The sequence below is a fragment of the Thermococcus sp. LS2 genome (assembly GCF_012027375.1).
Lineage (GTDB): Archaea > Methanobacteriota_B > Thermococci > Thermococcales > Thermococcaceae > Thermococcus_B.
Genome location: NZ_SNUI01000001.1, coordinates 446,584 through 460,319, shown reverse-complemented (window position 1 = coordinate 460,319; position 13,736 = coordinate 446,584). Strand labels below are relative to the sequence as shown.

The window sequence follows — 13,736 nt, the reverse complement described above, 5'->3', positions numbered from 1 at the left end:
AAAAAAGGCTTGAGTTTGGCTATTATTGTATTACCTTATTCTTTTTCAAGCCTCGCCCTTTAGGACGGGGAGGAGGTCAGCCAGGACAAGAGTGGACAGACGAAGATACAATCAGTACATTTGCTGAAGTGACAATTAGCTGATTTTTCTTTTCTTTAATCTCTTATCCCCAGAATGCAAATTTTCTAAAAATGTAGAGCGTCACAGCAACTGCCAATTGATTTGAAAAATTATCATCTGGCGGCAGTTCGTAAAATTCTGCCAGAGTTCCAGCAAATGCTCCGATTACTGCGTGAGGAACATCTATTAGAGGGATTAAAATCAGCAAAGCCGTTATGAAGTAGGCCAAACTTCCTTCAACGCTTTTGCCGTTTTTAAATCGGTGTTTTCCAAAGGGCTTTCCGATTATTGCAGCCATAGCATCTCCCAAAGTTGCAACAGCAATTGAACCAATGGCAATATCCTTTGGGAAGAAGTAGACAATTGTGAACGCCGCTAGGGTGAAGTAGATATGAGCACCAATGCTCCTCTTTTCATGTTCTCTCGCTATTGTGTCTATTTCTCTCTCAACGATCTTAATCAGCTGCTTATCAACATAGAGGCCAAGCTTTTTCTTTAATTTATCTCTTAAATGCTCCACTATTCTAAGAGGCTCAAGGGCTATGAAGGCTGCAAAAGACAAACCAACAAAGATCAACGCAACTTCCTTTCCGAAGAGAATGTAAACGAGCGGAACTGTTAAGCCTGTGAGATGAAGAGCTTTTCTCTTAAGCTCGCTTTTCATGCTCACGCTTAATCACCTCTAGTGCCTCAGTTAAATCTTTGACAATGTAATCTGCATACTTCGCTCTCCTGCCCTTAAAATAGCCTCTCTTCACTAGTATCGTCGTTGCTCCAACGGCTTTGCCTCCTTTCATATCAGTATCATCTCTATCTCCAACCATGTAAACTTCATCCTCATTTGGAAACATCCTTCTCGCAAGTAAGAAGTTGTGGGGGTCAAGTTTGCTGTGTCCTGTTTCCCCGCTGATTATTATTCCATCAAAGTAATCTTTTATGCCAAGATACTCGAGCTTTTTCCTTTGCCAGTATGTTGATGAATCAGTTACAAGAACTATTTTTGCACCCATTCTTTTCAGCTCTTCCAAGAAAGGTTTAGCATCGGGAAAGAGCTTGAGGTTTGAGAAAAATGTTCTATCAACTAGCTCGACCATTTCTTCCAAATCCTTATCTTTTATCTTCTGGTAAACTCTCTCCATAATCTTCTGAAGCATTTTATCCAAATCCAAAACTAAAAGTTCTCTTGACTGCTCCAGCTCTCTATAACGGGCAGTTAAGATGTAGAACATTGCTTTGAATTTTCGTTTTCTAATAAGGTGGGGAAGAAGCCTCAAGATGGTATATTTCCCAGCTTCCCAAGTGTTGCAGAGAGTATCATCAAGGTCAACCATTACCAGCATAATAGAGCTTTCAAGCTTTGCTTTAATAATTTTTAGGTTAAGCTTTAAAAAGTTGCAAAAATACAATTCCATGATGGCCATGAAAGGAGAGCTTCTAATAATAGCCGGAATAGCGATGATATTCGTAGGATTCCTCCTGGTGTTCATAGGAACCTTAATGGCAGCAACAGGCGGAGAGGCTGAAGTTGAAAGTGGCGGAGTCATAATGATAGGGCCAATCCCAATAGTCTTTGGAACTCAGAGAGGTGCAACTTTAGCCATGATCCTTGCAATAATCCTAATGCTCCTCTGGATTTTCATGGCTCTGCTGAGCAGGAGGGTCTAAGTTGGAGTACATTCTTGATCTATCCATTCTTTTAGTAACAGCAAAAACCTTAGAGTGGCTCTTTGAAAAGAAGGAAATCCATCCAATAATAGCACACATTTTAACGGGAATAATTCTAGGTCCCTTTGTTCTCAACATAATTTCTCCGTCTGAGCCTCTCAAGGTTCTTTCAGAGTTTGGACTTTTGATGATGATGTTATACATGGGTTTGACAAGCAGCTTTTCTGCTATAGCTACAAATAAATTAAAAGCCACAGTCGTTGCAATTTTAGGTGTAGCTTTCTCGTTTATCTTTGGCTTTCTAACAGTGATGGCTTTTGGAAAGGGTTTAGCAGCTGCTGTATTCGTAGGTGTGACCTTGGGGAATACTGCAATTGAAGTTACAAGCGGCGTAATTGTTAGAGAAAGAGTCAAGAGGGAGATATCCTCAATTCTCATGGGAGCCGCGTTTGCTGATGACATCATAGCTGTTTATCTGATCGGTATCATTACAGCGCTTGCAAGAGGGGAGCTTAGTCCCATACCTCTTGCAATTTTGACAATCAAGATAGCTGCGTTTATAGTTGTTGTATTGTTAATTTCCGAGTTTATATTTAAGCGCTCCAAGAGATTTTACGGAATACTGCGCAACCTAAATGTTTTCTTCACCTTCACACTTGTCTTAACTTTCCTCCTCGCAATCATAGCTGAAGAAGTGGGTCTTCATCAGATAATTGGGGCGTATTTAGCTGGATTAACAATAAGCCGCCTAAGAGAAAGAAAAGACCCCCTAGTTATAAGCAGAATAAAGCTTAATGAGCTGATTGAAGACCTACAAGTTGTGCTGACAGAATTCTTCATTCCGCTCTTCTTTATCTTTGTTGGATTGATGTTTAATCCAACAATGAGCGAAATAAGCTTAATCATGATTGCACTTCTCTACATGGCAGCAGTTCTTGGAAAGCTCATAGGCTGCTCTTTAGGTATGAAAATCTTTGGATTTGATTGGAAAAAAGCATTCCTAGTTGGAATCGGAATGGGAGGAAGAGGAAGCTTGGAATTTGCAATCCTAAAATTCGGACTGGAAAAAGGACTAATTGATCAAAGCCTGTTCGCAAGCATAGTCATTGTTTCAATGCTCACAGCAATAACCACACCCCAGTTCTTCAAGCTGTATTTAGAAAAAACTAGAGAGGATAAAGCTTAAACGCATAATGAACAACTATCTGCAGGTGAGAGTAATGACAGCTTTTCCAGAAAAAGGAATGAGTGAAGAGGAAGTGCTCAGCGAACTTGAAAAGCGGTTAAGTGAGGATTTAACTTTTGATTCGGGTAAAATTCTTGGATCAATGTGCACCTATCCACATCCCCTTGCTCAAAAGATAATATCCCTCTATATTGATAGAAATCTTGGAGATCCCGGACTACACGTTGGAAGCAGAAAAATTGAGGAAGAAACTGTGCAGATGCTCGGGGATTTGCTGCACCTAAACAAAGCTTACGGAAACATAGTCTCTGGAGGGACAGAGGCAAACATCTTAGCAGTGAGAGCATTTCGTAATATAGCTGATGTTGAAAATCCAGAGCTGATTCTGCCAGAGAGCGCACACTTCTCATTTCTTAAAGCGAGTGAAATGTTGAAGGTCAAATTAGTTTGGGCTGAGCTGAATGAGGATTACTCCGTCAATGTTAGGGACGTTGAGAGTAAAATTACAGATAACACAATAGGAATTGTAGGCATAGCAGGGACAACTGGTCTGGGAGTTGTAGATGACATTCCAGCTCTTTCAGATTTAGCTCAAGATTACGGACTTCCTCTTCACGTTGACGCCGCATTTGGAGGCTTTGTAATACCATTTGCCAAAGCTTTAGGTTATGATCTGCCGGATTTTGACTTTAAGCTCAAAGGAGTGCAGAGCGTAACAATTGACCCTCACAAAATGGGCATGGCGCCAATTCCCGCTGGAGGAATAATCTTCAGAAAAAAGAAGTTCATCGATGCAATAAGCGTTCCCGCTCCATACTTAGCGGGAGGACAGATATTCCAAGCGACAATAACCGGAACAAGACCGGGAGCAAATGCTCTGGCAGTATGGGCTCTCCTAAAACACTTGGGCTTTGAAGGATACAAGAGGATTGTAAAAGAAGCAATGGAGCTTTCGAGATGGTTTGCTAAGCAGATAAAGACGTTGGACGGAGCGTATTTAATAAGGGAGCCGATGCTTAACATCGTGTCCTTCGGAACTAAAGAGCTAGAAAAAGTCGAAGAGGAACTTAAAAAGAGAGGTTGGGGAATCAGTGCCCACAGAGGTTTCATCAGGATTGTCATGATGCCCCATGTTAAAAAAGAGCACTTAGAGAGGTTTTTAAAAGATTTAAGAGAAATCTTAAAAGCCCTCTGATTATTTGGTAACCCCCTTAATATCCACATGCACAAAAGCCCTCTCAACCTCTTCAAGTTTTTTCTATGCGCTTCTTCACTTCTTCACTAATATCGTGGGCCTCTTTAAGCGTCAAATTTGGTGGAACCTCAATATGAAGCTCAACGTGAAGCTTAGGGCCTACGTAGTGGGCTCTTAAATCATGAACACCCATAACATTCTCGACACTCAAAGCTGTTTCCTTAATCTTTTCACAAACTTCAAATGGCGGGGCAGTTCCAGTAAGGTAGTTTACATTTTGAAGAATAATTTCAATAGCAACCTTTCCTATAAACAGCGCCACTATAAACCCAGCGAGAGCATCTCCATAAGTAAAACTAAACTTCTGGAGCAAGAGACCAGCCAAAACAGCTAAACTACTCAAAACATCACTCCGGTGATGGTATGCATCTGCAATCAGAATCTGATTATTAAGTGCCTTTCCGACTCTTAAAGTGTACTGAGTCATAGCTTCTTTAGACAAGATTGAAAGTATTGTAACTCCCAGCATTAAGGCGTTGACTTCTATAATCTGTTTTGAAAGAATTCTAGCCAGAGAATCCCTTGCGATCTCGTAGGCAACTAAAAACAGAGCTAAGCCAATAAAGAATGCAAAGAGCGGCTCAAAACGAGAGTGTCCAAAAGGATGGCTCCTGTCGGGAGGCTTTGATGCTATCCTAATCCCTACAAATCCGATAACGCTCGTAATGGTATCAGAAAGAGAATGAATACCATCTGAAATTAGAGCTAAGCTTGAATAGGCAACTCCAATGACAACCTTTACAACTGCAAGAAGCAAATTACCTAAAATGCTTATAACCATAGGCTTGTAAACTTTCTGCATAATAGAAAGAGGAAGTAGAGGTTTAAAAAGTTAATCAAATCAGTCCGTCACTCCCTCATCACAACTCAGATAAGGCTGAAATCATCATCTTTCAAATGTGCTTTTAGAGTTGAACTTATAATATTTGTGCTCAGCGATCACCTTACCTTCATCACAACTCGGTTCGCCCATCAATCATCATCGCACAATGAAGATTCACAGCAAAGACTTCTTAAACCTATGCCAAAGAGAATTACATAACTGGTGATTGATGTGAGTGATGAAGTAAGCCAAGCATTGCAAAAAATTGCAAGGGGAACCGGAATAGTTTTTGCCGGAACTGTCATCTCAATGCTCCTTGGATTTTTCAGCAGAGCTGTCATAGCCAGGTATTTCAAAACTTCCCAGTATGGAGTGTACTCTCTTGCATTAACTATCATAAGCATTGACATTACCCTAGCAACTTTAGGATTCCAAATTTCAGATTTTTGATTACTTTTTAATTTCCCCAGTTTCCTTCTTTTCAAATTTTTAAGTATCTGTTTTTGTCTCCCTATCCAGATCTTTTGAATGGTGTTTTCCTTTTAGCCCCAAAAGTTTCTACATGATTAGCAGTGACAACAATTATTCCTGGCACACTTTTACTATCTCTCTACAATAAAATTAAAATAAAACTATTTTAAAAAGAAAATCTCCAAGAAAAATGTAATGTTGAGCTAAGAGATATACACACTAAATAATAAGGGGGATAAGTATGAAAAAGATGCCTAGAGTTTCCATAATTATTCTTAATTGGAATGGATGGAAAGATACCATAGAATGTTTAGAGTCCCTATATCGAATTAATTATCCCAACTATGATGTAATTGTTGTAGATAATGGTTCCCAAGACGACTCTGTTCAAAAAATCAAAGAATATTGTGCTGGAAAAATTGAAGTTAATTCGAAGTTCTTTGAGTATTCTCCGTATAACAAGCCGATTAAAGTTTTTGAAATAAGTGAAGATGATGCAAGGCAAGGAAAGTTTAATCGATCACTTTACGAAAAATACGATGTTAATAGAAGGTTAATTCTAATTAGGAACAAAGGCAATTATGGTTTTGCTGGCGGAAACAATATTGGAATTAAGTTCGCTTTGAGTGTCTTAAATCCAGAGTATATCCTGCTTTTGAATAATGATACTGTTGTAGATAGGAATTTTTTGATAGAAATGGTTAAAGTTGCTGAGAGTGATGAAAAAATTGGAGTTGTAGGGCCAAAAATTTATTATTATGACATGGATAGTAGGATAGCATTTACTATATCGAAGTTAATTTTATGGAAAGGAAAAGAAAAACGATATGGAGCAGGTGAAATAGATAAAGGACAATGGAATAAGATAACGGAGGGTGATAAGATTGAAGGTTCCTGTATGCTAATCAAAAAAGAGGTTTTCAGTAAAATTGGCTTTTTTGACGAAAAGTTCTTTTGTTATTGGGAAGAAACTGACTTATGCTTCAGAGCTAAGAGAAATAATTACAAATTAATTTATGTTCCCACTGCAAAGATTTGGCATAAGATAGCAGCATCAAGTGGAGGAAAGTTTAGCCCATTTTATATTTATTACATGACAAGGAATCGACTTTGGTTTTTGAGGAAACATACTTTACGGAACTTTAAAATTAATTTGTTATATACTATGTTCTTTGAAATATGGTTTAAAACTGCAATTTATCTTATCTATAAAAAATATCCTCCAGCATTTATTAATTATTTTCGTGGTATCTTAGATGGTATTTTAAAACATCCTTGAAAATTATGTGTGTCTACTTCTCAATTTGAAACTTCTTAGTTATTATTGTTTTTAATTTGTTAACGTATTTGTTAATGTATATATATGTAGTCATGGTGTTGATGTATTTACTTTTGACTAACTTCTGTGCATTATACCCTAGTTTTCTTCTGAGTTTTGGATTTTCAATCAAATGGTCAATTGCTTTAATAAACTCTTCATTCACATCATCAAAAATCAATGCATGCTTCCCATTTATAAGCTCAATTCCCTCAGCACCTTTTTTGGTCGAAACAATAGGTAAACCAACAGACATATAATCAAAAATCTTCACCCTGCTCCCTCCACCTTTCAATATTGGAACAACAGCAATATCTCCAGATGCTAAAAAAGTCGTTAAATCTTCAATAAACCCCAAAAATACCAATTCTTTCTCCCTTCCTTTTGGAGTGCCTTTGCCTGCAATCACAAACATTACATTTTTGTATTTTTTACGAATTTTTGGATTAATGTACTTCTTTATAAGCTCCACAGCTTCCCTATTTGGGTAATATGTAAATACTCCATGGAAAAGCAGAACAATAGTCTCTTTATCTAGCCCCAATTTCAGTTTGCTCTCAATTTTCTTGTGATTGATGGAGCTAATCATGAATGAACCAATAGGAACCACGACAATTATATTGCTGTTGATATAATATCTCTCACAAAATCTTCTTTTATCTTCCCTGCTTACTGCTATTATAATATCAGAAACCCTAACAGCAATGTGTTCAATTATGCTTTCGTATAAGCATCTCAAAAACACTAGTGGCTTTAATATTCCATGACTTGGGTCTTTTAAAACTACTTCATAACACCTTTGAGCTTCAACATCATGAGCATCATAAACTAAAAGAAATTTCAACTTTAGAATCTTGCGTAAAAGAGCAGCAATTGGTATTCCCCATGGGTAAGAGAGCTGTACTACTGTAGGTTGTTCTCTTTTTAGGGTTCTAAAAAGCGAAAAAATGTAACTCGGGTTAAAATCTATTAAAAACGCCCTAAGAAATTTATATCTAAAGAAGTACCTCCGTTTTGATAGGAGACTTGGTTCATCTTTATATTCATCCGATTCAAGTGTCACAATATCCCCAAATGCAGATAAAGCTCTTACAAGGTTGTTAACTCGTCTCTCTTTTCCCGACTTCGGATTATAAATATTTCGAGGAAAAATTATTAGGATTTTCATATGTCATATCACCTAAACCTTTCTAAGCCTTCCTAACCGAATTCTTACTTTAGACATCTCAATTTTCCTCAAATGCTCTTTAATTTTCTCCTTCATATATAAAGCAACTTTTTGATAATCTGGTTCATTAATCAAATTCTTTCTCTCTTCTGGGTCTTCCTCAAAATTGTAGAGCTGATAGCTGTTATCTCCCTCATAGTAGATTAGCTTGTAGGGATATTCAATATATGCAATTGCTTTCTTCCTCTCTTTCATCACATTCCCAACAATCTCGCTCTCCTGATATTCATGCTCCGAGTAGAATGCTCTGTGCTCACTTTCCTCTTTGCTCATCAAAGGGACCAAACTTCTGCCCATAAACTTCTTAACTTTTTGAGAAGCCACGAGATCAACAATGGTTGGTGCTAAGTCAATTAAGGATACATTTTTGTCCACGTCATCATACTCCCAGTTGCCAGAGTAGAAAATCAGAGGTACATGAATATGAACATTATATAATGTTGGTTTGTCTCTATCAACTCTATGTGTAAAGTCTCCATGCTCTCCAAATTCTTCACCATGATCTGCTGTGATTACAATTAGTGTTTCATCGAGCATTCCGTTTTCATCGAGATATTCAAAGATTTTCTTAATTTCTTGGTCTATTGTGTAAATCTGCGCATCGTACAAGTTAATTAAAATCTGAGCCTCTTCTGGAGTGACTTTTTCGGGACTGTTCAGCATCTTTGTGAAAAGTCTTGCCTTCTTGAAATCATTAACATCTTTGAAGCCAAGCTCTTCCATCGTCTCTCTACTCGGTAAATAAGGATAATGAGCATCCATGAAATGAGCCCACAAAAAGAGTTTTTCATCTTTGTATCTCTCCAAATAATCAATAACTCTACTCCTAAGTTCATCTGCTGTTATGTAAGGAGTCTTTTGATTCTTTATAGCCATGTATTTATCAACAAACTGAAGGAATCTGTAAATTATACTGCCCTTCGGGATTTTCTTTCTCAAGTTTACAGCAATAGAACTCTTTTTCTTGGCCTCTTCTCCACTTAAAAAGTCATTAAAAACATCAAAACCCTTTCCATAACCAAAATATTCAGACAAAAATGGATTGGAGTTCAATCCCACAGTTTTAAATCCAAGCATTTTCATGACTTCGGCTAAAGTAATTCGTCCAGCCCCTATTTTTGGACCTTCAAACATCAGAGGATACGTTGATGTTAAAATTGAAGGAAAAGAGTAATGAGTATGTGGACCATTTGAGAATGCCATGAAGAAGTTAGAACCTTCTTTGGCAAGCTTATCCATTGTTGGAGTTATTTTTCTCTCATAACCATTGTAATGAAGGTGATCTCCACGAAAGCAGTCAATAGTTATCAGCAAAACTTTCTTTATTTCACCATTAGCCATATTTTCACCCTCTGAACTACTCTCAAGTAATAAACTTATATGTCTTGCGAATTTAAAGTGAATCATAAACCTGCTTTATCCTTTTTCCATATTCCTCCCAAGTGTAGCCAAGTTTAAACAGCAGTTTCCTGCTCTCTTTCTTCATACTCTCCAGTTCTTGTTCATTTTCAAGGAGATAGATGATTTTTCTTGCTAATCCCTTCATATCATTTGGATTTACAAGGAATCCATTAACACTATCAAAAACTTGCTCTGGAATACCATTAACATTAGACGCAACAACTGCACATTCACTACTCATAGCTTCATATATTGCCACAGGTTTTCCTTCAGATAAGCTTGGGAGCACAAAGATATCAGCAACACCATACCACTCTTTTAGTTCTTCAAAAGAGACCCTACCCGTGAAAATTACATAACTACTAATCTTTAACTCGTGTGTTAATTTCTGTAAAGCGTTCTTCTCTGGCCCATCTCCAACAATGACAAACTTAACATTCTTTTTAATGTCTTCGGGGAGTTCACGTAAAACCAAGGAAATTGCCTTTAGGAGGGTTTTAAGATTCTTCCTAGGTATCAGCTGTCCTACATAGAGAACTATTTTGTCATTAGCCGATAGTTTGTACTTTGGCACTACAATTTTCGAAGCTTCCCTGTTTAGAGGTTTAAATTCTTCCGGATTGACACCTAAGCTTATGTACTCAACTTTCTCCTCGGGGATTCCCATCTCAATGAGTTCATTAGCAAGGAATTTAGCAATTACAACAACCTTGTCTGCACTCTTGAGAGCTGAAAGTACTTTTTTAGAGCATATCTTCAGATTGTTAGGACTGTGGACTGTTATCACAAGAGGAGTCTTAAGTTTCTTTGCAATTGGAACACCACCATAACCATCAAGATAAGGATGCAATGCATGAATGACATCTGGCTTTTGAATTTTTCCTTGTTCTATGGCCTTCAGAGCGTATCTTCCAACAAAATACCTGTAAGATTTGCCTGTTAGACAATAAAACAAGGATTTTGGGAGTAAATACAAAAATCTAGGATAGTGAACTGAATAACCATAGCCTTCATCATACTTAGGTATCTTTGAAAACTTGGAAAAGGGAGGTGCAAAAGGTCTGGGTACTATCACAGTTGGCTCTGCAAAGTCCAAAACACTATCAACTGCACTCTTGTTCCAAGGTGCCCATGTTTTGTTCACTGGGTCCGGAAAGTTAGATGCAAGGAAGATAATCTTCATTGTTTTTCACCTTCCAAAAATGTTAACGCATAACTTAAACAATCCAAGACTTCAGACGTCATGAACATGTCAGGGAAGTTCTTAGAAGGCTCAACTGTTGAGGCCTTTATTCCAAAAAGCTTTGTTACAAGTTTGAAGATCATATCTTCCTTAACATCTTCAGAGAACCTTCTCCTTGCAATCTGCCTATAAACAGCATAGCCAAGTCTAAACAGCTTGTGTTTTACAGGATAATCTCCGAGCCAAGCACTCTTAAATGAAACAACCACATCTCTTGGGAAATCTCTCCACTTTCCTTTCTCCCATCTGAGGACTATATTTGGAGTGTTCTCATTCAGAATTGGCAATAGCTTTGCTGCGTTCTCTAAATATCTCTCATCCCATTGAGATGCGTACACAAAAGAGGCAATTCCAAATGCATAAGCTCCAGTAAGATAATAAGCAAACATCAAGCCGCTCTTTGACCAATCAAATTTTCCATTATTTCTTTGAACGTCCGAGAGCCATTGCGTTCCCTTGAGCATACACTCCTTAAGCCGCTCTTCCTGAATAACTTCTTGAATCTTTGAGAGATAATAAAGCGTAACACCTTGGTAGTGAATGCACGGAACATTCAATGGATACTTCTCATTTCCTCTATTCACTGTATACGGAAATGCCCCATCTCTTTCTTGAAATGTGCACACTCTTCTTGCAGCTCTTTTTGCACCTTCTAATGCTTCTTTATCTCCAAAAACTTTGTAATACTGAGCTAAGAAAGCCCCACAAGTTGCATCAACATTAAGATAGTCAGCTGTGTAGAGCTTAGACTTAAGAAAATACCCCTGCTCAATCTCACTTGATAGGACATAATCTCTCGCCTTCCGCAGAGCATTTTCTGTTCTTTCTTTCAGTTCACCCTCTAAATATGGCAAAGCTAGAAGCAGAGCTTCTCCAACAAAAGATGTTACGAGAGCCGATTCTTGGTTGTAATTGGGATGAATTTCATTCCAAGAGCCGTTTAAATTCTGCCTCGAAAGAAGGAAACGCACAAGTTTTTTGATAATATCTCTCTCAGACTCCCCGTATAACCGAATTATAGATTTCAGATACTCAGCGCTAACTCTATTTCTCACTATTCCAAAAACAGGATCTTTTATGTAGGCGATTTCATCTTTAATTACTAAGTACTGCTCAGTATTTTTCAGCAAAGCATCCAAGTATTCAGACATTTTCGCCTTCATTTTTGTCCCCTCAGCGAATTCAGTACATTAAGGAACTTTTCGGCGGAGCTTTCTCTGCTGAACCTCTTAACATATCTGAGAGCTTGAACCCTCAGCTTTTCAAGATTGGAGTTTAAAAGTTTCCTAATGCACTCAGCAACTTCTTCTGGAGTTTTTCCTACGCATCCAGCTCTGCTTTCCTCTGCAATCCTCTCTATCTCTCCAATACCTACTCCAATGAATGGCAAACCACATGCTAAATACTCATAGATTTTTGATGGAATTGCATATTTCAGACTTTCATCCACTTTTATTGGGGCAACGCCAATGGAGGAGGAGCACAGCAACTTAACAACTTCTCTCCTAGATAGCATCCCAACATAGTTTATCCATTTAGCAATTCCAAGCTTCTCAGCGTTTTTCAACACATCTTCAAGTGTTTCTCCGCCACCTGCCAAGATTAGAGGCACTCTCTCATTTTCTTTCAAAAGTGCGTATCCTTTCAAAAATGTGTCAAAATCCTGAGCATGTCCAAAGTAGCCAGCATAAACCATTTGAAGTTTTCTTTTTAATTTGTCGCACTTAAATGTCTCCAAATCCACACCATTAGGAACTACATAACATTTGGCAGAATCTATTCCGTATTCCTCAACTAATTGGCGTCTTATCTTTAGAGTAACAAGAGTTACGGCATCTGCCTTTTGAAGAGCTTTCGATTCCAAGAATCTAAAAGCTCTCTCAACTAAGCTCCCTTTCTTTATGAATCCCAAATTAACGCTGACATCCAAAAACAAGTCTCTAATGTCGATGATAACTTTCTTTCTCAGGAGTTTACCAATGAGAGCGACCAAATACATTTGGGGTGGTGGTGAAGTGATTAAAATAACATCTGAAGATTTTCTATTGAAAATCAGCCATATGCTTGCCAAAACTGGAAAAATAGTGTAATACAAAACTCTCTCAATGCTAGAAGCATCTTTTTTAGGCTGATACGTAAACAGCCGAATAACGTCGCCATCTTTTTTAATTAGTCTAAATTCCCGGGGGAATGTTCCAAAGGGATAAGTTTCAAGTGCAGAAACAACAATAACTTTGATTCCAAATTTGGTAAGATATTTATATAAATCACCAATTCTTGATGCGTTGCCTCCTTTTTCCGGAGGAAACGCTTGAGAGAATATTATGAGGTCTGCTTTTACATCCATAGATTATACCTCACATAACTTAGCTGAACAATGCTTTTATAATTTAGGTTGTCAATACCTTGTGGTGTTCAAAGTGCCTCAAAAGTATTTCGTTCATCCGACGGCTGTTGTTGAAGAGGGAGTTGATATTGGTGAAGGGACTAGGATTTGGCACTTCGCACACATAAGGAAAGGCGCTAAAATCGGGAAAAACTGCAACATTGGAAAGGACGTTTACATTGACGTTGGAGTTGAGATAGGAAACAACGTAAAAATCCAAAATGGCGTAAGCGTTTATCGTGGAGTAAAAGTCGAAGACGACGTCTTCCTCGGCCCACACATGACCTTCACAAACGACCTTTATCCGAGAGCCTTTAACGAGGATTGGGAGCTTGTACCCACTTTGGTTAAGAAGGGAGCAAGCATTGGAGCTCACGCGACAATAGTTTGTGGAGTAACAATCGGCGAATATGCCATGGTTGGTGCCGGAGCAGTAGTGACAAAAGACGTTCCACCCTTTGGATTAGTTTACGGCAACCCCGCAAGATTAAAAGGCTTCGTCTGCTACTGCGGCAGAAAATTAAAAGAGAAAATTGGCGAGGATGAGAATCACATAATCTTCAAATGCTCCCACTGTGGGAGAGAAGTTAAGATAAGGAAAAAAGATTATGAACGATACTTGAAAGAAAAAGACTTGTGA

13 protein-coding genes and 1 pseudogene are annotated in these 13,736 nt (G+C 38.1%); 6 read left to right on the top strand and 8 right to left on the bottom strand.

The features are described from left to right. Positions 1–163 precede the first annotated feature (163 nt). Positions 164–790, bottom strand: a complete 627-nt coding sequence (locus E3E24_RS02345) for a diacylglycerol/polyprenol kinase family protein (protein WP_167915589.1) — start codon at positions 788–790, stop codon at positions 164–166. Further along, on the bottom strand, positions 768–1,460 hold the full coding sequence (locus tag E3E24_RS02340; protein WP_167915588.1) for an HAD family hydrolase: 693 nt from the start codon (positions 1,458–1,460) through the stop codon (positions 768–770). The genes E3E24_RS02345 and E3E24_RS02340 overlap by 23 nt, the downstream gene beginning before the upstream one ends. Positions 1,461–1,539: 79 nt before the next feature. Between E3E24_RS02340 and E3E24_RS02335 the strand changes: the two genes are divergently transcribed. From E3E24_RS02335 to mfnA, 3 genes are read left to right on the top strand one after another with little or no spacing between them, the layout of a single operon-like run. Then, positions 1,540–1,785 (top strand): DUF131 domain-containing protein, encoded by a 246-nt coding sequence (locus tag E3E24_RS02335; RefSeq protein ID WP_167886521.1) that lies wholly within the window; start codon positions 1,540–1,542, stop codon positions 1,783–1,785. 1 nt (position 1,786) lies between these two features. Beyond that, on the top strand, positions 1,787–2,971 hold the full coding sequence (locus E3E24_RS02330; RefSeq protein WP_167886458.1) for a cation:proton antiporter: 1,185 nt from the start codon (positions 1,787–1,789) through the stop codon (positions 2,969–2,971). Positions 2,972–3,005: 34 nt separating this feature from the next. Beyond that, the gene (mfnA, locus tag E3E24_RS02325) at positions 3,006–4,166 is read left to right on the top strand and encodes a tyrosine decarboxylase MfnA (RefSeq protein ID WP_167886520.1); all 1,161 of its coding nucleotides are present in this window, start codon (positions 3,006–3,008) and stop codon (positions 4,164–4,166) included. Here the strand turns inward: mfnA and E3E24_RS02320 are convergent. After that, positions 4,167–5,028: pseudogene (locus E3E24_RS02320) on the bottom strand (cation diffusion facilitator family transporter). It lies immediately after the preceding gene. Positions 5,029–5,280: 252 nt separating this feature from the next. Here E3E24_RS02320 and E3E24_RS02315 point away from each other — a divergent pair. Both E3E24_RS02315 and E3E24_RS02310 read left to right on the top strand, forming a co-directional pair. Continuing rightward, positions 5,281–5,499, top strand: coding sequence for a polysaccharide biosynthesis-like protein (locus E3E24_RS02315; protein ID WP_370520436.1), 219 nt, complete (start codon positions 5,281–5,283; stop codon positions 5,497–5,499). 262 nt (positions 5,500–5,761) lie between these two features. After that, positions 5,762–6,799: a glycosyltransferase family 2 protein gene (locus tag E3E24_RS02310; protein WP_206204983.1), complete on the top strand. Its 1,038-nt coding sequence runs from the start codon at positions 5,762–5,764 to the stop codon at positions 6,797–6,799. Positions 6,800–6,812: 13 nt separating this feature from the next. Here the strand turns inward: E3E24_RS02310 and E3E24_RS02305 are convergent, their stop codons facing one another. From E3E24_RS02305 to E3E24_RS02285, 5 genes are read right to left on the bottom strand one after another with little or no spacing between them, the layout of a single operon-like run. After that, a complete protein-coding gene (locus tag E3E24_RS02305) occupies positions 6,813–8,006 on the bottom strand; it encodes a glycosyltransferase family 4 protein (protein WP_167886457.1) in 1,194 nt (397 codons plus the stop codon). 12 nt (positions 8,007–8,018) lie between these two features. Beyond that, positions 8,019–9,407 carry a sulfatase gene (locus E3E24_RS02300; RefSeq protein ID WP_167886456.1) on the bottom strand — a complete coding sequence of 463 codons (1,389 nt, stop codon included), beginning with the start codon at positions 9,405–9,407 and terminating at the stop codon, positions 8,019–8,021. A 52-nt stretch (positions 9,408–9,459) separates the two neighbouring features. Beyond that, complete coding sequence (locus E3E24_RS02295; RefSeq protein ID WP_167886455.1) at positions 9,460–10,650, bottom strand: glycosyltransferase; 1,191 nt, start codon at positions 10,648–10,650, stop codon at positions 9,460–9,462. Beyond that, the gene (locus tag E3E24_RS02290; RefSeq protein WP_167886454.1) at positions 10,647–11,873 is read right to left on the bottom strand and encodes a prenyltransferase/squalene oxidase repeat-containing protein; all 1,227 of its coding nucleotides are present in this window, start codon (positions 11,871–11,873) and stop codon (positions 10,647–10,649) included. The genes E3E24_RS02295 and E3E24_RS02290 overlap by 4 nt, the downstream gene beginning before the upstream one ends. Beyond that, positions 11,870–13,057, bottom strand: a complete 1,188-nt coding sequence (locus tag E3E24_RS02285) for a glycosyltransferase family 4 protein (protein WP_167886453.1) — start codon at positions 13,055–13,057, stop codon at positions 11,870–11,872. The genes E3E24_RS02290 and E3E24_RS02285 overlap by 4 nt, the downstream gene beginning before the upstream one ends. 73 nt (positions 13,058–13,130) lie before the next feature. On the opposite strand from E3E24_RS02285, the gene E3E24_RS02280 reads away from it, so the two are divergent. Then, positions 13,131–13,736, top strand: a complete 606-nt coding sequence (locus E3E24_RS02280) for an acyltransferase (RefSeq protein ID WP_167886517.1) — start codon at positions 13,131–13,133, stop codon at positions 13,734–13,736.

Bases quoted from the DNA above. Each gene is read 5' to 3' on its own strand.
- E3E24_RS02295 (WP_167886455.1), bottom strand. From the start codon at position 10,650: ATGAAGATTATCTTCCTTGCATCTAACTTTCCGGACCCAGTGAACAAA.
- E3E24_RS02335 (WP_167886521.1), top strand. From the start codon at position 1,540: ATGAAAGGAGAGCTTCTAATAATAGCCGGAATAGCGATGATATTCGTA.
- E3E24_RS02340 (WP_167915588.1), bottom strand. From the start codon at position 1,460: ATGCTGGTAATGGTTGACCTTGATGATACTCTCTGCAACACTTGGGAA.
- E3E24_RS02285 (WP_167886453.1), bottom strand. From the start codon at position 13,057: ATGGATGTAAAAGCAGACCTCATAATATTCTCTCAAGCGTTTCCTCCG.
- E3E24_RS02305 (WP_167886457.1), bottom strand. From the start codon at position 8,006: ATGAAAATCCTAATAATTTTTCCTCGAAATATTTATAATCCGAAGTCG.
- E3E24_RS02310 (WP_206204983.1), top strand. From the start codon at position 5,762: ATGAAAAAGATGCCTAGAGTTTCCATAATTATTCTTAATTGGAATGGA.
- E3E24_RS02290 (WP_167886454.1), bottom strand. From the start codon at position 11,873: ATGAAGGCGAAAATGTCTGAATACTTGGATGCTTTGCTGAAAAATACT.
- mfnA (WP_167886520.1), top strand. From the start codon at position 3,006: ATGACAGCTTTTCCAGAAAAAGGAATGAGTGAAGAGGAAGTGCTCAGC.
- E3E24_RS02300 (WP_167886456.1), bottom strand. From the start codon at position 9,407: ATGGCTAATGGTGAAATAAAGAAAGTTTTGCTGATAACTATTGACTGC.